The 17,918-nt window shown below is 62.6% G+C and carries 20 protein-coding genes and 1 pseudogene; 8 read left to right on the top strand and 13 right to left on the bottom strand.

Annotated elements, in window-relative coordinates:
* The 3 genes from FS320_RS03205 to FS320_RS50645 form a co-directional block, all read right to left on the bottom strand.
* Window positions 1–824: IS481 family transposase (locus tag FS320_RS03205; RefSeq protein ID WP_152709162.1), on the bottom strand; the 824-nt coding region annotated here is incomplete at its 3' end.
* A gap of 108 nt (window positions 825–932) precedes the next feature.
* The gene (locus tag FS320_RS03200) at window positions 933–1,148 is read right to left on the bottom strand and encodes a DUF6894 family protein (protein ID WP_152709161.1); all 216 of its coding nucleotides are present in this window, start codon (window positions 1,146–1,148) and stop codon (window positions 933–935) included.
* 83 nt (window positions 1,149–1,231) lie between these two features.
* Window positions 1,232–1,447, bottom strand: coding sequence for a DUF6894 family protein (locus tag FS320_RS50645; RefSeq protein WP_420846696.1), 216 nt, complete (start codon window positions 1,445–1,447; stop codon window positions 1,232–1,234).
* A gap of 643 nt (window positions 1,448–2,090) precedes the next feature.
* On the opposite strand from FS320_RS50645, the gene FS320_RS03195 reads away from it, so the two are divergent.
* Window positions 2,091–3,821, top strand: coding sequence for a glycosyl hydrolase family 28-related protein (locus tag FS320_RS03195; RefSeq protein WP_152709160.1), 1,731 nt, complete (start codon window positions 2,091–2,093; stop codon window positions 3,819–3,821).
* A gap of 18 nt (window positions 3,822–3,839) precedes the next feature.
* Here FS320_RS03195 and FS320_RS03190 read toward each other — a convergent pair whose 3' ends face one another.
* The gene (locus FS320_RS03190) at window positions 3,840–5,141 is read right to left on the bottom strand and encodes a GGDEF domain-containing protein (RefSeq protein ID WP_162002774.1); all 1,302 of its coding nucleotides are present in this window, start codon (window positions 5,139–5,141) and stop codon (window positions 3,840–3,842) included.
* A 35-nt stretch (window positions 5,142–5,176) separates the two neighbouring features.
* Between FS320_RS03190 and FS320_RS03185 the strand changes: the two genes are divergently transcribed.
* Together FS320_RS03185 and FS320_RS03180 are read left to right on the top strand one after the other, a co-directional pair.
* Entirely contained in the window at window positions 5,177–5,728 is a 552-nt protein-coding gene (locus tag FS320_RS03185) for a DUF2231 domain-containing protein (protein WP_152709158.1), read from the top strand.
* A 60-nt stretch (window positions 5,729–5,788) separates the two neighbouring features.
* Window positions 5,789–6,073: a porin gene (locus FS320_RS03180; RefSeq protein WP_152709157.1), complete on the top strand. Its 285-nt coding sequence runs from the start codon at window positions 5,789–5,791 to the stop codon at window positions 6,071–6,073.
* Between the two features lie 43 nt (window positions 6,074–6,116).
* Here the strand turns inward: FS320_RS03180 and FS320_RS03175 are convergent, their stop codons facing one another.
* Together FS320_RS03175 and FS320_RS03170 are read right to left on the bottom strand one after the other, a co-directional pair.
* On the bottom strand, window positions 6,117–6,431 hold the full coding sequence (locus FS320_RS03175; RefSeq protein WP_152709156.1) for a hypothetical protein: 315 nt from the start codon (window positions 6,429–6,431) through the stop codon (window positions 6,117–6,119).
* 107 nt (window positions 6,432–6,538) lie between these two features.
* Window positions 6,539–7,357 (bottom strand): hypothetical protein, encoded by an 819-nt coding sequence (locus FS320_RS03170; RefSeq protein WP_152709155.1) that lies wholly within the window; start codon window positions 7,355–7,357, stop codon window positions 6,539–6,541.
* Window positions 7,358–7,648: 291 nt separating this feature from the next.
* On the opposite strand from FS320_RS03170, the gene FS320_RS03165 reads away from it, so the two are divergent.
* The 3 genes from FS320_RS03165 (at window position 7,649) to FS320_RS03155 (ending at window position 9,029) form a co-directional block, all read left to right on the top strand.
* The gene (locus tag FS320_RS03165; RefSeq protein WP_152709154.1) at window positions 7,649–7,963 is read left to right on the top strand and encodes a hypothetical protein; all 315 of its coding nucleotides are present in this window, start codon (window positions 7,649–7,651) and stop codon (window positions 7,961–7,963) included.
* Window positions 7,960–8,532 (top strand): calcium-binding protein, encoded by a 573-nt coding sequence (locus tag FS320_RS03160; RefSeq protein ID WP_152709153.1) that lies wholly within the window; start codon window positions 7,960–7,962, stop codon window positions 8,530–8,532. Before FS320_RS03165 ends, FS320_RS03160 begins: the two co-directional genes overlap by 4 nt.
* Window positions 8,533–8,873: 341 nt before the next feature.
* Window positions 8,874–9,029: a DUF1127 domain-containing protein gene (locus FS320_RS03155; RefSeq protein ID WP_152709152.1), complete on the top strand. Its 156-nt coding sequence runs from the start codon at window positions 8,874–8,876 to the stop codon at window positions 9,027–9,029.
* 76 nt (window positions 9,030–9,105) lie between these two features.
* On the opposite strand, the gene FS320_RS03150 is transcribed toward FS320_RS03155, so the two are convergent.
* Window positions 9,106–9,864, bottom strand: a complete 759-nt coding sequence (locus FS320_RS03150; protein WP_152709151.1) for a glucose 1-dehydrogenase — start codon at window positions 9,862–9,864, stop codon at window positions 9,106–9,108.
* Window positions 9,865–9,950: 86 nt separating this feature from the next.
* Between FS320_RS03150 and trmFO the strand changes: the two genes are divergently transcribed.
* Window positions 9,951–11,369 (top strand): methylenetetrahydrofolate--tRNA-(uracil(54)-C(5))-methyltransferase (FADH(2)-oxidizing) TrmFO, encoded by a 1,419-nt coding sequence (gene trmFO, locus FS320_RS03145; protein ID WP_152709150.1) that lies wholly within the window; start codon window positions 9,951–9,953, stop codon window positions 11,367–11,369.
* 221 nt (window positions 11,370–11,590) lie between these two features.
* Here the strand turns inward: trmFO and FS320_RS03140 are convergent, their stop codons facing one another.
* The 5 genes from FS320_RS03140 to yajC form a co-directional block, all read right to left on the bottom strand.
* A complete protein-coding gene (locus FS320_RS03140; RefSeq protein ID WP_152709149.1) occupies window positions 11,591–12,433 on the bottom strand; it encodes a phytoene/squalene synthase family protein in 843 nt (280 codons plus the stop codon).
* Window position 12,434: 1 nt separating this feature from the next.
* On the bottom strand, window positions 12,435–12,821 hold the full coding sequence (locus FS320_RS03135; RefSeq protein ID WP_152709148.1) for an Mth938-like domain-containing protein: 387 nt from the start codon (window positions 12,819–12,821) through the stop codon (window positions 12,435–12,437).
* 4 nt (window positions 12,822–12,825) lie between these two features.
* Window positions 12,826–13,764 carry a protein translocase subunit SecF gene (gene secF / locus FS320_RS03130; RefSeq protein WP_162002773.1) on the bottom strand — a complete coding sequence of 313 codons (939 nt, stop codon included), beginning with the start codon at window positions 13,762–13,764 and terminating at the stop codon, window positions 12,826–12,828.
* 12 nt (window positions 13,765–13,776) lie between these two features.
* On the bottom strand, window positions 13,777–15,384 hold the full coding sequence (gene secD, locus FS320_RS03125; protein WP_152709147.1) for a protein translocase subunit SecD: 1,608 nt from the start codon (window positions 15,382–15,384) through the stop codon (window positions 13,777–13,779).
* Window positions 15,385–15,472: 88 nt separating this feature from the next.
* Window positions 15,473–15,805 (bottom strand): preprotein translocase subunit YajC, encoded by a 333-nt coding sequence (yajC, locus tag FS320_RS03120; protein WP_244626937.1) that lies wholly within the window; start codon window positions 15,803–15,805, stop codon window positions 15,473–15,475.
* A 224-nt stretch (window positions 15,806–16,029) separates the two neighbouring features.
* Here yajC and FS320_RS03115 point away from each other — a divergent pair, with 224 nt between their 5' ends.
* Entirely contained in the window at window positions 16,030–16,905 is an 876-nt protein-coding gene (locus FS320_RS03115) for an ATP-binding protein (RefSeq protein WP_152709145.1), read from the top strand.
* A gap of 87 nt (window positions 16,906–16,992) precedes the next feature.
* Here the strand turns inward: FS320_RS03115 and FS320_RS50640 are convergent.
* Window positions 16,993–17,355, bottom strand: a pseudogene (locus FS320_RS50640) (murein hydrolase activator EnvC family protein); the annotation flags it as partial.
* Between the last annotated feature and the right edge of the window lie 563 nt (window positions 17,356–17,918).

Raw genomic sequence — 17,918 nt, 5'->3', positions numbered from 1 at the left:
TGACGTCTTCTGTTATAGGCCTGATTGAAGCCCTTGAGCAGCGTCTCGAGGTCCCGATGGCTGTAGATGGTGATGCCCAGCACCTCGCGCTGCACCCGCCCGTTGAAGCGCTCCACGAGACCATTGGTCTGCGGCGTGTAGGGCTTGGTCTTGCGGTGCTCCAGCTTCAGCTGGCGGCAGGCGTCCTCGAAAGCATCCGCCGTGAAGCAGGATCCTCGATCCGTCAGGACGTGCGTGACCTTGAAGGGGAAGGCGCGCACCGCCTCTTTCAGGAAGGCGACCGCGCTGGTGGCCAGCTCATCGTCCTTGACGGCCAGGTGCACCCAGCGCGAGCAGCGGTCGATGGCCACATACAAATAGCGCTTGCGGCGCTCCCCGTCGGCGGTCTGCAGCTTGGGCAGGTGCTTGATGTCGATGTGCACGAAGCCGAGATCATAGTCCTTGAACGTGCCGCTCCGGCGCTGGCGCTGCTGCGCCGGGGGCAATCGTCCCAGACCCTCGGCCTTGAGGATGCGGTAGACGGCATCGCGGTTGAGATGCGGCAGGAAATGCGTGACGATGAAGGTCAGATCGTCGAGCGGAAAGCCGGTGGCCTGGCGCAGGGCACAGACGATGGCGCGCTCTTCCTCGGTGGCCTTCCAGGGCAGCTTGTGCGGCCGGCTGCTATGGTCCTGGCAGTCCTGGGCTCCGCGCTTGCGCCACTTGCGGATGGTCTCGGTGCTCACGCTGAAGCGCTGGGCCAGCACGCCGGTGGGCTCTCTCGAGCGGGCGATCTCCTGGCGGACAGCGGGGGTGGTGCGGGCTTGCGGATGAAGGGAGTGCATCACGTCCTCCTGCGGTGAGAAGCTCGGCGTCGCAGGCCGTCAAAGCGCCAAGTGTACTCCTCAATGGCGTAACGCACCCGATCCCAACAACGTTCCGCCACCAAACAACTAGAGCGACGTGACGTGAATGAGTTGGTCACCCTCATCCGTGACTGCGACGACCCAAGAGCATACCTGCGTGCTTTCATGCAGCAGGCCGCCACGGAGCTCGGCCGCAGCCTTGTCGGCGGCCCCTCGGGCGATGACGGGATCTGGCAGATCGACCCCTTCCTTATCCCAGATGAACTGCTCCTTCGAGCGGAGATGGAAGTAGTAACGGGGCATCTCGTTCCCCTCTGTTGCAGCGATCGTCTGACGATGATGGAATACTCACCCGGACCGCACTTTTTGCGGTGTGGAAGCACACGCTACAGAGAAAGAACAAAGACAATCCGACCTGACTCGTCCGTAATGACAGTGGTTCTGTTGGGCAAGCTCTGGATAAAGCACCACACATGCTCCCAGGACGCCTGAGCGGCCAGAGACTCCTCTCCCCGCGCTGTTCTCAAGTTCGGCAGGTCGACACCTTCCCTATCCAGGATGAACCGATCCCCATGCTGAACGTGAAAATGATAGCGAGGCATGGCAGTTCCTCACCTTTTTCTGACTGCAGACTACACGCCCTGAGCTTGAGCGCGTTAACACAGGTTACGAGACATGGCAGTTATAGTTGTTTTCCGGAAACGATTGCTTTCAGCCCGCCATTTATACAGAAGGTGCTCGCTCAGAGCTGCGTCACATCCGTGTCGAACGTGATCCATGACCGTCCACTGCGTATGGCGCGCGGCAATGTCCGCTGAGGCATGGAAAGATTTGCAGAGGTGGAACGATTCATCGTCGATGTCCTTCGTGAGCAATAGGATCGATCATCTTCCCTGCGCAACAGCGTCTCATTGAGCTGTCGATGACGATGGCAGGCTATGTCCGCGAACCATTCGATGAAAGGACGCTCAATGCTGATGATTTCCTCTCGCCATGCCCATCTTTGAGGCAGCTAGCGACATTTTCAGACTTGCGGGCCGGTATGATGGACCGGACATCATCGCAACGCCTCTCCGAATTGTTCGCTCAATAAACTTTAGAGTAGCTTCTTAACCTATGAGTAAGTCACCATCACCTTCATGATGACTACCTCCTATGCCGGTCAATCCTCAGGAATAACCCACAAAAAATTGCTCAAAGCTGGTTAAGCAGGCTGTCTTCCTTTTTCGACAGAGGATTGTCTGCATGGCTTTGCGTTTCTATGCTTCGGAATTTGGTGCTATTGCGAATGATGCGAAGGACGATACCGCTGCCATCAATGCAGCCGTCAAAGCGGCCAGCGATGCCTACAATCCTTCCACGGGCCGTGTGACGGTCGTTCTGCCGGCGGGCACCCTGCTCGTCAAAGGCAATGGCGACAAGAGCGACGGTGCGGTCGAACTGCTCACTGGCACGGCCTTGCAGGGTGCCGGCATGGGCCAGACGATCCTCAAGGTTGCCGACGAATCGACGGGCAACATCACCGGCGTGGTGCGCACTCCATTCGATCAAGTGACAAGCAATGTGGGCCTGTTCGATCTCACCATCGACGGAAATCGCGACGCCACGACCGGCAAGATCGACGGCTTCTATACGGGTGTCAAACCTGGAAGTACGCAGCAGGATAGCGACATCCACGTGGCTCGCGTGGAGGTGATGGATTGCTCGGGCTATGGCTTCGACCCGCATGAGCAGACCCTGCGCCTGACGATCGAGAGCAGCGTGTCGCACGGCAACGGGCTCGACGGCTTCGTGGCCGATTACATCGTCAACGGCATCTACAGGAACAACATCGCCTACGGCAACGACCGGCACGGCTTCAACATCACCACCACGACGACCGGGCTCCTCCTGCAGGACAACATCGCCTACGGCAACGGGTCGACAGGCGTGGTCGTGCAGCGCGGATCGGAAAACATAGCTTGGCCGAGCAATGTCCAGATCGTCGGCGGCCAGTACTACGCCAACGTCAAGGACGGCGTCCTGCTCAACATGGCCGCCAACGTCATCGTCGACGGCGCCATGATCTTCGGCAACCAGGGCAGCGGCGTCCGGATCGAAGGATCGACCGGCAGCATCATTCAGAACAGCCACATCTTCAACAACGCGCAGGCCGGAGACAACCAGTTCGACGAGATCAGCATCCGCATGCGCCTCGATACGACCACCGGGCTGACGTACTATTCGACCAACACGCAGATCCTGAACAACACGATCTACTCCGACGGGGCGATCGACGCGCGCTACGGGATCCGCGAGGAGCAGACGAACACCCTGGCCGGCCCCAGCGGCATCCGCCTGCTCGGCAATGTGATCTACGGTGTGGATTCCGGCGCGATCTTCACATCACAGCAGACTTGGATCGGAAGCGCCAAGTCCAACTCTTTCAGAGGCACCGGGCAGGATGAGGGTCTGAGCGGCCGTTCGGGCAACGATACGATCCGGGGTATGGGCGGCAACGACTTCGTCTTCGGGGATGGAGGCAACGACAAGCTCTATGGGGATACGGGCAAGGACTATGTCTTCGGCGGGAACGGCCACGACAGCCTCAACGGCGGCGCCAGCAACGACATTCTGAGCGGCGATGCAGGCCGTGACGTCTTCATCTTCAGCTCGAAGCTCGGGAGCGCCACGACGGATCGGAAGGTCAATTTCGATACGATCACGAATTATTCGGTGCGGGACGACTCGATCTGGCTCGTCAACGCCATCTTCCGGAAGCTCGGACCGGGTTCGTCCACCCATCCCACCGAGCTCAATGCGGAGTTCTTCAACGCGGGAAACAGGCCCAAGGACCAGAACGACTACATCCTCTACAACAAGAAGACCGGCATCCTCTCCTACGATGCCGACGGGTCGGGCTCACGCAAGCCGGTGGAATTCGCACAGCTCAAGAAGGGCCTTGCCCTGACCCATCACGACTTCTTCGTCGTCTAGGGCATCGGACCCGCCCGATCAGGCCGCGATAACGATATTGCGGCCGCCGCGCTTGGCTTGATAAAGCGCGGCATCGGCGCGCCGGAGCAGCGTTCCGGCATCGATGCCTGTTGCCGTAATGCAGCCGACGCTGACGGTCACCGCGGCCGAACCGCCCAGAGTGTTTGCCCCGACCGTGGAGAAGGCATGCCGGATCCGGTCCGCCAGGAGAGGCGCCTCGCGGGAAGCCAGCGGCAGGATCGCGCCGAATTCCTCTCCGCCCAAGCGGCCGAAGGTGCCTTGTGGCAGATGGCTCGCCAGCACCTCACCGAAGATCGTCAGAATGCGGTCGCCGGCATCGTGTCCGTAGCCGTCGTTGAGGGCCTTGAAGTTGTCGAGATCGAACAGCAGGCAGCTCGCCGGCCTGTTGCCGAGCCGGCCGAGGAGAAGGGAAGCGTTCTGCATGAAGGCGCGCCGGTTGGGAACGCCGGTCAGCGGATCGACGAGAGCTGCTTGCTTGTACTCGAATTCGACCTTCTCCTTGGCCATGGATAGAAACATGAAGGCCAGCGTCGGCCCGAACATGACCAGCAGGAGTGCCATGGACGGCGACCACCGGCTGGCGAAGGTATCGATCCAGGAGACGGAGGTCAGGGCGATCCCGAGCGTTCCACGGGACAGATTGAAGATGGCAAGCCCCAGCAGAAGCACGACCGCGACACGCGAGGAGGCCAGAGGCCGTGGCGCATAGCGTCCGAGTTCCCACGCCGAAAGTGCCGAATACGCAAAGGTGATCAGCGACGCGACGATCAGCCTGTAGCCGTGCGAGCTATAGATGAACGGAAATGCGCCGACCCAGACAGCCACGCCGGCAAGCGTCGCCGTTGAAGGCGCCGAGCGACCATTGAAGATCCTGCAGCCCGTATACAGGACACCATAACACAGCAAGGCCAAGGCGTTCGCCACGAGCAGAATGGCGTAAGCCGGCTGGCCCTGCGCCAGATTGGCCGATCCAATTCCTAAGGCAATGAACCAGAAGGCGCTGCCCCACCAGGCGAGAGCCTGGACCTTGCGGTTCAGCACCCAGGAGAAAAGCAACAACGTTCCAAGCACTGCCGAAAGCAACACGAAGGCGACGGTGAGCGTGGCAGGATCAAGGACCATAGAAGCGGCTGCATGGAGTTCGGCGAGACGGCCGCAGACGAATCCCCACGGCCCATCCCGTAGGGAATGAATACCTGCGCTATCTCCCACCTGCCTCGCGATGTCCAGAACCCCGCTCTGCGACGGATCGGCGGACAGGGAAAGAAAGCGCCGGGAACGAAGGTATGGTCGGAGCATTTTTCCCTCACGCAGCATCCGAGAGGGAGAACTACATGGGCATGTACCATCGTCATGGCGTCCAGAGCACGGCGGCGATCGCCGGCCATCCGCTCCACCACATGCTGATTGTCTTCCCCGTCGCATTCCTGATCGGGGCTTTGGGAACCGACATCGCCTTCCTCGCCGTCCAGGATCCCTTCTGGGCCCTGGTCTCCTACTGGCTCCTGATCGCCGGCATTGCCACCGCTCTCGTTGCCGCCGTTCCGGGCCTGATCGATTTCGTGACGATCGACCGGGTGCGCAACGTATGGGTCTCCTGGGCGCATATGGTGGCCAATCTCGTGGTGGTCGCGTTGGCCCTCATCAATGTCGGCGTCCGCCTGGACGATCCGGCGGCCGGGGTCCAGGGCTGGGGCATCTGGCTGTCCGGCATTCAGACCGTTCTCCTCCTGTTCAGCGGCTGGCTCGGCGGCGAACTCGCCTATCGCTATGGCATCGGCGCGATCCGGGATTACAGCCCCAAGGCCGAACAGTTCCACGTGGAGGTGGACCGGGTGGACGTTGCCAAATCCTATGGACGCCGGAGTGGCTCGGGCGGCGTTTGAGTTCGGCAGAGGCGATCGCCTTGCCACGGGCGGACAGGGACGGCTAAACTCAAGCTTGCTATGAAGCGATGCGTCCTCGCCCTCATTCTTTCCAGCCTTGCGGCGACCGGTCAGGCGCAGGCGGCCTCGTCCTGCCCGCCCGGCTTTGCGATGCTTCAGGCCTCCGATACCTGCGTGCGGGTCAGCGGTCGAGTGCGGGCGGAGACGGCGATCGGCTCATCGCGTGTTCGCTCCTCCGACTCCTACCGGACGCAGGCGAGCGGTCGTGTCCAGCTGGACGTGAGGAAGCAGACGGAATACGGCCCCTTGCGGGCCGTCATCTCAGTCGGGAATCTGCGGCGCTGACGGCGTAAAGGAAGAGTGCCCGAAGGCGCTCTTCCGATCCGGGTCAGTACCCGTCGTCGTAGTACTCTTCTCGATAATAGGTCCGTCGGGGCGCCTCGTAGGCCCTGTAGCGAGGCCTGTCATAGGTCCGGTAGGTCGGCCGGGCCGTCGCAGCGAGCGCCCCGCCAAGGATCGCACCGGTCACACCGGCCGCAATCGCGGCATTGTTGTTGTTCCGTCTCTGAACGTAGTAGCGCTGGGCCTTGTGGTTTTTGTAATAGCCGTAGGCATGGCCCTTACCGGGGCGGGCATCCACCGCGCCACTGAAGGATGTCGCGGCCAAGAGAGCTACGCTGATCGTCACCAAAAGCTTTTTCATCGTCATACTCCTGAACTCAACTCGCTCCTGAACTCAACTTGAGGCCGATGGTTCGAGAAAGAGGCCGCTGAGCCGGCCCCTTTCCCAACCATTTCAGTTGCTTGTCATTACTGGTTCGGGCTGCTGCCGTGCGAGGAGGAGCCACCCTGCTGCGGCAGGCGCATGTTGGTGGAGCTGCTGCCGGAATTCGACGTGTTGCCACCCGAGTTGCTGTTCACATCCGTCCGGCTGCGGGTCGAGACGGTGCCCGTCGTTTCAGGTGCACTCGAGCGCGTCCGGCTCGTCGACACATTCACGTCGTTGGAGCGGCGCTGTTCGACCGACACGCCGACGCTCGGCGAGGTGTCCTGGGTCCGACGAACCGTCGTGCGGCTCCTCACGGAAACGCTCGGCTCGTTGACCTCCTCATAGCGGCGCACGCTCCGGCGGCGAACCTCCACGGGCTCCTCGACCACCTGATAGCGGCGCTTCTTCGACACGACCTTGTTGGTCCGCTTGGTCTTCTTCACCGCTACTTTCTTGGTGGGCTTCTTCTTCACCACGGTGCGGTGGATCTCGGAATCGGGCTCCTCATAGGTGGTCACGCTGCGGCGGCGGGTCACCGAGACACTCGGCTCCTCGACCTCGCGGACCGTGCGGGACCGGACGGACACGCCCGCGCGCTCGCGGGTCTCGACCCCGACCCGAGTGCCGGTTTCCTCACGATTGCGGACGTTAATCTGTGCACCGGAGCTCTCGCTGCGGGTTGCAGCTGTGGTCTCGCTCTGCGTCCGGTTGCTGCTGCCTGACTGATTGCGCAGCAACGTGTTCGAGTCCGAGGATGATTGTGACGTCGTGTTGGTGTTCGTATTCGTCTGCGTGGAAGTCTGGGCATAGGCCGCGCTGCTCAGCAAGAGAAGGGCGGCACCGAGAGCAATTTTCTTCACGGGACCATCTCCATAACAGTAAAGGTGCGAGATGAACGCCAACCACTGGAGACTGTTCCCAACAACTTCAAGTAACGCACCTTACCCGATAATTTAGATGCGAAGATGAACATCCGTTCAAAATACGACGCCGCAGCAACGTTTCAGACAGAAGCATTGAGGCGGGCGACGAGGCGTTCAACCGAATCTTTACCATCGCCATGAATGCCGGTCCTCAGACCCATACAGCTTAAGTTCACGTTTATCGTTCTAGCGTAGCGCTATTGGTCGTTCATCGGGAATAGCGCAGCCATGGCAGTTTTTCAGGCTTTCAATGCAGCGGGCGTGGGCTTCAACATGTCCAGCACCGGCAGCTCGGGCTGGGCGTTCATCGGGGCTGATCCCTCCGTCACGACGGACCTCGTCTATGACAACGGTGCGGTTGCCGGGTACGACATCTACGGCAGTGCCCTGGTGGATTACTTCACTGCCCGATACTGGAGCGATGGCTATACGTCATCGTCGATGACCTGCTCTATGAGAATGACGGCTACAAGATCCTCTCCATCGAAGACCTCGATCTTTATACGACGGTCGACGAGCTTCAGGGCTATGCCTGGTATGTGACCCTGAACGGAGGTCACGACACCTTCCACGGCAACGACTACGACGACATCATCCGTGGCGGGTCGGGCAACGACATCGTCTATTCCTATGACGGCGACGACATCGTCCACGGCGACACGGGTGCCGACAAGCTCTATGGATTCTGGGGAGACGACGATCTGTACGGAGGCGCCGGCCGTGACGCCCTGACCGGCGGTGCCGGCAGCGACTACCTGAGCGGAGGTGCGGACAGCGACCGGCTGACCGGCGACTCCGGCAAGGATTATTTCGTCTTCGACACGAGGCCGTCCACCAAAAATGTCGACCGGATCGTCGACTTCCGGCCCGCCGACGACACGATCATGCTCGACAATCAGGTCTTCACCCGGGTCGGACGCGACGGCTGGCTGTCAAGCGGAGCCTTCGCCACCGGTTCGGGCGCCCGGGATTCCTCCGACCGGATCATCTACCACAAGCAGAGCGGCGCCCTGCTCTACGACGATGACGGCGTCGGCGGAGTTGCCGCCGTGAAGTTCGCCCAGCTGAACTCCGGCCTGACCCTCTCCAAGGCCGACTTCTTTATCCTGTAGGCGGGGCCGAAGCTGCTTCCCCCGCGCGGAAGCACCCCTCCTCCTCGCCGGACCGCATTCTTGGCGTCAGATCGGCGCCTGCGTCGCAGAAGCCCTAGATCCCGCAGACAGCCCTGATTTCAGGGCTGTTTCTCGTTGTGAGCCTGGGAGATGCGCCCGAAGCAAGCCATTCCTGGCCTGCAGTACAGTTAACTTGGCATTAGGTCGTTATGCTACTAAAGCATGACAGACCTACACTATTACCACTCCTCTTCTGCACCGCACGGACGTATATACCGCACTGCAAACGCAAGAACAAAGGCCACCGGTCAAAGGGGCCGGTAACTGATTAGGAGCTTCCAATGTTCGTTTCTTACATCCTCTCTAAGGTCCGCAGCTATATGCGTTATCGCGAGACCATCCGTGAGCTGTCGCTGCTTTCGGACCGCGAGCTCGACGATCTCGGCATCTCTCGCTTCCAGATCGAGAGCGTCGCTCGCCAGAACGCTTTCGCGTAAGACTTCGCTGCAGCGCAGCAAAGACCTCAGCCCGCCTCCGGCGGGCTTTCTTTTTTTGACATTTGCCGGCGGGATTTCAGCGGCCGCCCGAGACCGGGAGGTTGGCACCGGTGATATAGGACGCAGCGTCCGATATCAGGAACAGCACCGCCTCGGCGATTTCCTCGGGCTCCCCAATCCGATTGAGTGGGATGTGGGGGCGAATCCGCTCCATGCGGCCCGCATCCTGGGTGCTGCGTTCGTGGATGTCGGTTTTCGTCATGCCCGGCGATACGGCATTGACGCGGACCCCCTCCCCGGCGAGTTCTTTGGCCAAGCCAATCGTCAGGGAATCCACCGCTCCCTTGGAGGCGGCATACCAGACATACTCATTGGGGCTCCCCAGGGACGCGGCGACCGACGATATATTGACGATGGTCCCGCCTTTCCCGCCTTGGCTCTTCGAGAGCCGTCGCGCCGCCTCGCGTGCCACCCAGATTGCTCCCAGTACATTGATGTCGATGCAGGCCCGTATCGTTTCCGCCGAGGCCTGCTCGAGCTTGCTGGACTTGCCCGTGATCCCTGCGTTGTTGACCACGTGGGAGACCGGGCCCAGCGCGGTCTCCGCTTCGTCAAAGAGACGCACCACATCGGCCTCGACGGCCACATCCCCCTGACACGCCACCGCTGCTGCTCCGGATGCGCGGCACGCGGCGAGCACCTGCTCGGCTGAGTCGCGTTCGGACCGGTAGGTGATGGCCACATCATAGCCGCGCTCGGCCGCAAGCTGCGCCACCGCAGCCCCTATGCCGCGGCTTCCACCTGTAATAAGGACGACAGGACGCCTGGATTGCATGGCGTTGAATGCCTTTCCAAAAGTAAACCGGCTCAACTTGACCAGGGCTCCCGAGGGAGTCAACAAAGCCGCTCGGGAGAATGACCATGAGCACCATCGAACCCATCCATATTGTCGGCGGAGGCCTCGCCGGTTCGGAAGCAGCCTGGCAGATCGCTCAGGCGGGTGTGCCCGTCGTTCTCCATGAGATGCGCCCCGTGCGTGGCACCGACGCCCATAGGACGGAAGGCCTCGCAGAGCTGGTCTGCTCGAACTCCTTCCGCTCGGACGATGCCGAGACCAATGCGGTCGGCCTGCTGCATCAGGAGATGCGCACCTTAGGCTCGCTGATTATGGCGAAGGGCGATGCCAACCAGGTACCGGCCGGCGGTGCGCTGGCCGTCGACCGCGATGGCTTCTCGGATGCCGTGACGGCGGCCCTCCAAGCTCATCCGCTTGTTACCATCGAACGCGGCGAAATCGCCGGCCTGCCGCCGGAGGAGTGGTCCTCCGTCATCGTCGCTACCGGGCCCCTCACCTCGCCCGCCTTAGCCGAAGCAATCCTGTCCCTGACCGGCGAGACGTCGCTCGCCTTCTTCGACGCCATCGCTCCCATCGTCTATCGGGAGTCCATCAACATGGACATCGCCTGGTTCCAGTCGCGCTACGACAAGGTCGGACCGGGCGGCACAGGCAAGGACTACATCAACTGCCCCATGACCAAAGAGCAGTATGATGCCTTCGTCGATGCCCTGATCGCCGGCGACAAGGCCGAGTTCAAGGAGTGGGAGGCCAACACACCGTACTTCGACGGCTGCCTGCCGATCGAAGTCATGGCCGAGCGCGGGCGCGAGACCCTGCGCCATGGGCCGATGAAGCCCGTTGGCCTTACCGATCCGCGCAATCCCGACAAGAAGCCTTATGCCATCGTGCAGTTGCGCCAGGACAATGCGCTCGGCACCCTGTTCAACATGGTCGGCTTCCAGACCAAGCTGAAATACGGCGCACAAACCGGCATCTTCCGCATGATCCCGGGTCTTGAGAATGCCGAGTTCGCGCGGCTCGGCGGCATTCACCGCAACACCTATCTCAACTCGCCCAAGCTCCTCGATCCGACCCTGCGCCTGACGGCGATGCCGCGCCTGCGTTTTGCCGGCCAGATCACCGGCTGCGAGGGCTACGTGGAGAGCGCGGCCGTCGGCCTGATGACCGGCCGCTTCGCCGCGGCCGAGCGGCTCGGCCGGCCAATCCAGCCCCTGCCCCACACCACGGCGCTCGGGGCGCTGATCAACCACATCACGGGCGGGCATATCGAGACCATCGACGAGGGGCCGCGTTCCTTCCAGCCCATGAACGTCAATTTCGGACTGTTCCCGCCTCTGGCCCATGCTCCGAAGGCTGAGGACGGCAAGCGCCTGCGCGGCCCTACCAAGGCCGCTGCCAGGAAGAAGGCGCTGACCGACAGGGCTCGGGCGGATCTGGCGGCTTGGCTTTCGGGCGGTGCCCTGCCTGTGGCCGCGGAGTAAGTCAGCTTACACCGCCATTCCAGGATGCGCTGAATCACAGGGACGATAATCCTCCCGTCATGGCCGAGATTGTCCCGGCCATCCCGGTCCGGAAGAGTGATCCGCTTTTCGGATCGAGATCACCGCCACATGGCCGGTGATGACGTAGTAGGCCAGGGAAGCATCGTTGCGTTCATGGATCCCCGCCTTCGCAGGGATGACACTGAGTGGCGTGAGATTCTCTAAAACGGCCCACGCCAGAGCGCCCAGATCCGGCGCCATTGCGGCAGGTCCACGGATGTGTGGAACGGATCGTAGTCCCGACGATCCATAACTTTGAGATAGGGCTCGACCAGCGCGAGCGGCTGGAAAGCCGGCTTCGCCGCGCCAGGAATGGTCGTTCGCAGCCTGCGCGCCTGTTCGAGGTGCCGGCGGGCGACCGCTCGCAGGTCGGCGAGAACACCCTTGAGCCCCGGTCCGCCGCGCCCGGTCACGATATCCTCGCGCACCACCCCATGGCGGGTCAGGATGTCTGCCGGCAAGAAGATCTGCCCCTGCCGCGCATGATGCGGAAAAGCGCGCAGAAGTCCGGTGATCGCATAAGCCACACCCGCATGACCCGCCGCGTCCGCCGTGCCGGGATTGGAGCCGTTGGCGAGAATGAGACTCGAGAGCTGGATCAGGCTCGACGAGGTCTCGCCGCAATAGCCCTCGAGATCGTTCAGATTCGGCATCGGATCGTCATAGAGATCGAAGATCCGAGCATCGATGAGGTCGACGAAAGACTGTCGGGGCAGGCGGAACTGAACGATGGTGTCATCGAGCGCTGCCGCCACGGGATTGGCGCGCACATCGCCCCTCGCCTCACCCTGCAGAGCATCGCGCCACCATTGCAGGCGGATCTCGCCGACGAGCGCCTCGCGCACCGCTTCACGAACGCGGGCGACCTCGAAGTTGAAGGCATAGAGCGCGTGAAGATGCGGCCGCTTGTCGGCCGGCGCGAAGAGGCTGGCCCAGTAGCGGTCTGGATCGGCCTCGCGCACGAGGGCTTCGCAATGAGCGAAGTTCGAGATCGCCTGCGCCATGTCAGGGAACAGCGATCAGGGCGGCGCCGACCTTGCGGTTTTCGGCGAGCAGGATGTTGTAGGTGCGGGCGGCGGCGCCCGTCTGCATCACGTCGAGCCCGATCCCTGCCTCGCGGAAGCGCGTCCGAAAAGCCGCCGGAATCGCCGCAATATCGGCGCCCGTCCCGAGAAGCAGGAGGTCGATCGCATCGCCCTCGGCGAAGATCGGGTCGAATGCCTCGTCCGTCAGCTCGGCCACGGAGTTCACTGGCCAGGCCCTGATCCCCGAAGGCAAGGCGAGCAAGGACCCGCGATGGGACATATCCGCAAAGCGAAAGCCGCCATTGCCATAAGCATCGAACGGATAGCGTCCCGGCAGGAAACCATCATAGAGGCGACCATTGCTCATGGTCTTACTCCGCTGCGGCGGCCCTGCCCTCCGGCACCTTGACGGTCTCCGATCCACGCAGACCGATATAGATCAGCATGGGAGACGAAATGCAGATGGCCGAATACGTACAGATGACGACGCCGTAGAGCATGACCTGCGCAAAGCCCTGGATCGCCTGCCCGCCGAAGAGCACCAGCGCCAGAAGCGAGAGCGCCGTGGTGGTCGCCGTCATGATCGTACGGGACATGGTGGTGTTGATCGACAGATTCAACAGCTCCTTGGCCGGCATGGCCTTGTAGCGGCGCATGAGCTCACGGGTCCGGTCGAACACCACCACCGTCTCGTTGAGCGAGTAGCCCACGATGGTCAGGATCGCGGCAATCGAGGTCATGTTGAACTCGTGCCGTGTGATCACGAAGAAGCCGATGGTGAGCACGATGTCGTGGAGCGTGCCGATGATGGATGCCACCGCCAGTTCGCGCTCGAAGCGGAACCAGAGATAGAACAGAACCGCGATCACCGAGAGCACGATGCCGATGGTGCCGGACTGGACGAGTTCGCCCGACACGCGCGGGCCGACCGTCTCGACGCGGCGGAAATCGTACTCATTGCTGAAGGTGTCGCGCGCCTTCTGCACCACGGCGGTTTGCGCCGCTTCCCCACCGGACTGGATGGGGAAACGCAGGGAGACCTCGCCGGTGCTGCCGAATTCCTGCACCTCCACATCGCCGAAGCCGAAGCTCTCCGCCGTCTGGCGGATCTGGGCGACATTGGCCTGACCGGATTTGGCCTGGATCTCCATGAGCGTGCCGCCCTTGAAGTCGATGCCGAAGTTGAGGCCGACCGTCATGAGCACGATCGCCGTCGCCACCGAAATCAGGGCGGACAGCGGGAAGGAGAAGCGCCGAAGGCGCATGAAGTCGAAGTGGGAGTTTTCGGGCCAAAGGCGTACGAGGCGCACGATACTCACTCCTTAAAACGGAAGGACTTTAGGACGCATCCACTGATACCAGAGCGCAATCATCATGCGCGTCAGGGTGACGGCGGTGATCACGGTCGTCAGGATGCCGAGAATGAACACGACGGCGAAGCCGCGCACGGGGCCGGAGCCGAGGAAGAACAGGATCACGGCCGCAATGGCCATGGTGCTGTTGGAGTCCACGATGGTGGCGAAAGCCCGGTCGAAGCCGGCCTGGATGCCCGACACGATGGACCGCCCGGCATGCACCTCTTCGCGGATGCGCTCGTAAATGAGCACGTTCGAGTCCACGGCCGTGCCGATGGTGAGAACGATGCCTGCAATGCCCGGCAGGGTGAGCGTTGCTTCCAGCACCGACATGAGGCCGAAGATGAGGCCCACATGGACGAGGAGCGCGATGTTCGCGATGAGACCGAAGACGCCATAGGTCGCGAACATGAAGAGGATCACGAAAACGGCCGCCACATAGGTTGCCGTCTTGCCCGCCTCGATGGAGTCGCGCCCCAGGCCCGGGCCGACGGTGCGCTCCTCGACGATGGTGAGCTTGGCAGGCAGAGCGCCGGAGCGCAGCAGGACTGCGAGATTGTTGACCTGCTCGACCGTGAAGCTGCCCGAAATCTGGCCGGAACCACCCGTGATGGGCGACTGGATCGTCGGGGCCGAGATCACCCTGTTGTCGAGGACGATGGCGAGACTACGCCCGAGGTTTTCCGTGGTCGCCTGGCCGAAGCGCTGCGCACCGCGGATGTTGAAGCGGAAATTGACGATGGGCTGGCGCGTCTGGCTGTCGAAGGCAGGCTGCGCGTCCGTCAGATCGCCGCCTTCGGCGATCACCCGGCGCTCGACCGGAACGCGCTGGCCGCCTGCATCCTCCATGGGAAGCATGTCTACATCGGTCGCGCCCGGTTGCGCGAGCAGACGGAATTCGAGATTGCCGGTCTCACCCAGAAGCGCCTTCAGCTGCTGCGGATCCTGGAGCCCTGGAACCTGGACGAGAATGCGGTCGGCACCTTGACGCTGGATGCTGGGTTCGGTGGTTCCGCCGAAATCGATACGGCGACGAACGACCTCGATGGACTGATCGACGGCGCGACGCACGCGCTCATTGATGCCGGCATCCGTATAGGTCAGCGTGATCACGCCGTCCGGCGTGGTGTTGATCTCGATGGCATTGTTGCCGGTCTGGCCCAGGACGGTATTGCCGATGGGCTGCGACAACTCGCGCAGGCGAGGCAGGAGGCGTTCGCGGTCGGCCGCATCCGGCACGCGGATCTGCACGCCGCGGGGCGTCGTCTGAATGCCGTTCTGGGACGAAACGCGGGTGTCGCGAAGAATGCGGCGGACGTCGTCGCGCAATATTGTGATCTGCGCCCTCAGCAGATCTTGGCCGTCAACCTCGAGGAGAACGTGCGAGCCGCCCTGCAGGTCGAGGCCCAGCACGATGGCCCGGGACGGGATGAGCCAGGAGGGAACCCAGCTCGGGACGGCATTCAGGAAAGCCTGACGCTGCTCGCGATTCATCGTGCTCGGAACCGCAAGAAGCAGGCCGATCACAATGATCGCCACGGTGGCGATGATTTTCGACCTCGAGAAGCGCAGCATCGTCAGCTCAACCTTTCTCACACACCCTGCCGCATCGCTCTGCGGCGAACCGGCCCTTTCGGATAGGAAGGGCCGGCTTCTTGTTACATCAGGCCTTGACCGGCTCGCTCTTGGAGCGAACCTCGGAGATCATGGCCCGGGCTACCTTCACCTTCACGCCATCGGCGATTTCGACTTCGACATCGGCCGAATCCTCGACAACCTTGGTCACCTTGCCGATGATGCCGCCGGAGGTGACGACCGTATCGCCGCGGCGCACGTTCTTGATCAGCTCCTGGTGGGCCTTCACCCGGCGCTGCTGGGGCCGGATGATCAGGAACCACATGATGACGAATATGAGGATGAACGGTACGAATTGAAGGATCATCTCCGTTCCGCCCCCGGCAGGGGCCCCTTGTGCGAAGGCAGGTGAAATGAACAAGCGGCTCTCCATGGATAAAGGCGCGTGGCGGGCCCTTTTTGGGCCCACCCGCGCCAGACGGGATTACAAAGCGTGGCGGACTATACTCATCGACTCGCCGAAATCAATGAAGTTGAAGGCCTTTCCCAAGGCTCCTGCAGGGCCACAGCCCCGTCTTCCATGGACCGGGAAGCGGTTTTTGCGCTAAGCACGGCTTCCTCACCGTTTCTTGAAGTCAGATGCCCATGCCCGCCGATCTCACCTCCCCCGAATCCCTGGCGCTTTTGACGCGCATCGTCGACGCCCTGGAACGTCTCGCTCCCGCCGGCACGGTTCACGGCGATTTTACTGCAGCCGACGCCTTCGTCTGGCAGGCTGCGGGCCGCAGGCTTGCACCCGTTCCGAAGGTGAACCGGGTCGAGATGAGCCTTTTGCGCGGCATCGACCGGGTCCGGGATCAGCTGGCCGAAAACACCCAGCGCTTCGCCCGGGGCCTGCCGGCCAACAACGCCCTGCTCTGGGGCGCCCGCGGCATGGGCAAGTCGTCGTTGGTCAAGGCGGTCCATGCGGAGATCAACCACGCCAAACCTGGCGATTCGCTTCCCCTCAAGCTGATCGAGATCCACCGGGAGGACATCGAAACCCTTCCCGATCTCATGGGCCTGCTGCGCCCGGATCCGCACCGATTCATCGTCTTCTGCGACGATCTCTCGTTCGACGCGGACGATACCTCCTACAAGTCGCTCAAAGCCGTGCTTGAAGGCGGGATCGAGGGGCGGCCCGACAACGTGATCTTCTACGCCACCTCGAACCGCCGCCATCTGCTGCCGCGCGACATGATGGAGAATGAGCGCTCGACGGCCATCAATCCTGGCGAGGCCATCGAGGAGAAGGTGTCCCTGTCCGACCGTTTCGGCCTTTGGCTCGGCTTCCACAAATGCAGCCAGGACGAATATCTCGATATGGTCTTCGCCTATGTCGACCACATCGGCCTCAAGGCCGACCGCGACGCCATCCGGGCCGAGGCGCTGGAATGGGCGACCACCCGCGGCGCGCGGTCCGGGCGAACGGCCTGGCAGTTCATCCAGGATTTGGCCGGACGTCTCGGCAAGGCGATCTGAAACGACAAAGGGACGGTGGCTGAGCTCCACCGTCCCCTCATTCGATCGGCCTCGACATTCGAGGGCCGATCTAAACCGTTGGCTTGATCAGCCGCCGAGATGCTTCATCGGGTCGACGGGCTGCGCACCCTTGCGGATCTCAAAGTGAAGCTGCGGCGAGGTCACGTTCCCGGTCTGGCCGGAGGTGGCGATCACCTGACCGCGCTTCACCTGCTCGCCGCGCTTTACGTTGAGCGAGCCGTTATGGGCATAGGCCGAGACGTAGCCGTTCTCATGCTTGACCAGGACGAGATTGCCGTAGCCCTTCACCTCGCTGCCCGCATAGGTCACCGTGCCGGCTTCGGCAGCCTTGACCGGGGTGCCTTCGGGGACGGCGATGTTGATGCCCTCGTTGCCGCCATTGGCGCCAAAGCCGGCGATGACGCGACCGCGGGCCGGCCAGCGGAAGTCACCGGAAACGCTGGCGGTCTGCTCAGGCTCCTGCACGGGAGCCTTGGCAGCCTCCGGTTGCGGAGCCGGCGCAAGCGGCTGAACAGCGGCAGGCTTCACGGGTTCGGGCTGGGTCAGAGCTGCCACCTTGGGCTGCTCGACGACAGGCTTCGGAGCGGACACCAGGGGCTTGGGGGCAGAGACCAGGGGCTCGTTCGTCGCGGACGCGACCTGCATCGGAGCGGACTTCGCGGGGGCCGGAGCCTGGGCCGTCGAGGTCATGCCCGGACGGACGCGCTTGGTCGGCTCGGCGGCGGCAATCGGTGTAGCTGCGGCCGGCACCTTCGAGGTGTCGACGAGGCGGAACTTGGGCTGGCTGACAGGCTGTGCCGACGCGGTGTGAGCAACCGGCATCGGGCGCGGCTGGATCGGAGCGGGAGCGGAGGCGATGCGGGTGGGCTGCGACAGGGACTGGGACTGCACGGGGGGCAGAGCCTGCGCCTGAACCGAAGGCGTCGGCATCGGGGCTGTCGCATAGGACGGGGAAGGCTGAGGCGCGGGCGATGCGCTGGTGTCCATCCGCT

This window comes from Microvirga tunisiensis (assembly GCF_009296175.1).
Taxonomy (GTDB): domain Bacteria; phylum Pseudomonadota; class Alphaproteobacteria; order Rhizobiales; family Beijerinckiaceae; genus Microvirga; species Microvirga tunisiensis.
This window is presented reverse-complemented; position numbering and strand designations above follow the sequence as displayed.

Bases quoted from the DNA above. Each gene is read 5' to 3' on its own strand.
- FS320_RS03200 (WP_152709161.1), bottom strand. From the start codon at position 1,148: ATGCCCCGTTACTACTTCCATCTCCGCTCGAAGGAGCAGTTCATCTGG.
- FS320_RS50645 (WP_420846696.1), bottom strand. From the start codon at position 1,447: ATGCCTCGCTATCATTTTCACGTTCAGCATGGGGATCGGTTCATCCTG.
- FS320_RS03195 (WP_152709160.1), top strand. From the start codon at position 2,091: ATGGCTTTGCGTTTCTATGCTTCGGAATTTGGTGCTATTGCGAATGAT.
- FS320_RS03190 (WP_162002774.1), bottom strand. From the start codon at position 5,141: ATGCTCCGACCATACCTTCGTTCCCGGCGCTTTCTTTCCCTGTCCGCC.
- FS320_RS03185 (WP_152709158.1), top strand. From the start codon at position 5,177: ATGGGCATGTACCATCGTCATGGCGTCCAGAGCACGGCGGCGATCGCC.
- FS320_RS03180 (WP_152709157.1), top strand. From the start codon at position 5,789: ATGAAGCGATGCGTCCTCGCCCTCATTCTTTCCAGCCTTGCGGCGACC.
- FS320_RS03175 (WP_152709156.1), bottom strand. From the start codon at position 6,431: ATGAAAAAGCTTTTGGTGACGATCAGCGTAGCTCTCTTGGCCGCGACA.
- FS320_RS03165 (WP_152709154.1), top strand. From the start codon at position 7,649: ATGGCAGTTTTTCAGGCTTTCAATGCAGCGGGCGTGGGCTTCAACATG.
- FS320_RS03155 (WP_152709152.1), top strand. From the start codon at position 8,874: ATGTTCGTTTCTTACATCCTCTCTAAGGTCCGCAGCTATATGCGTTAT.
- FS320_RS03150 (WP_152709151.1), bottom strand. From the start codon at position 9,864: ATGCAATCCAGGCGTCCTGTCGTCCTTATTACAGGTGGAAGCCGCGGC.
- trmFO (WP_152709150.1), top strand. From the start codon at position 9,951: ATGAGCACCATCGAACCCATCCATATTGTCGGCGGAGGCCTCGCCGGT.
- FS320_RS03140 (WP_152709149.1), bottom strand. From the start codon at position 12,433: ATGGCGCAGGCGATCTCGAACTTCGCTCATTGCGAAGCCCTCGTGCGC.
- FS320_RS03135 (WP_152709148.1), bottom strand. From the start codon at position 12,821: ATGAGCAATGGTCGCCTCTATGATGGTTTCCTGCCGGGACGCTATCCG.
- secD (WP_152709147.1), bottom strand. From the start codon at position 15,384: ATGCTGCGCTTCTCGAGGTCGAAAATCATCGCCACCGTGGCGATCATT.
- FS320_RS03115 (WP_152709145.1), top strand. From the start codon at position 16,030: ATGCCCGCCGATCTCACCTCCCCCGAATCCCTGGCGCTTTTGACGCGC.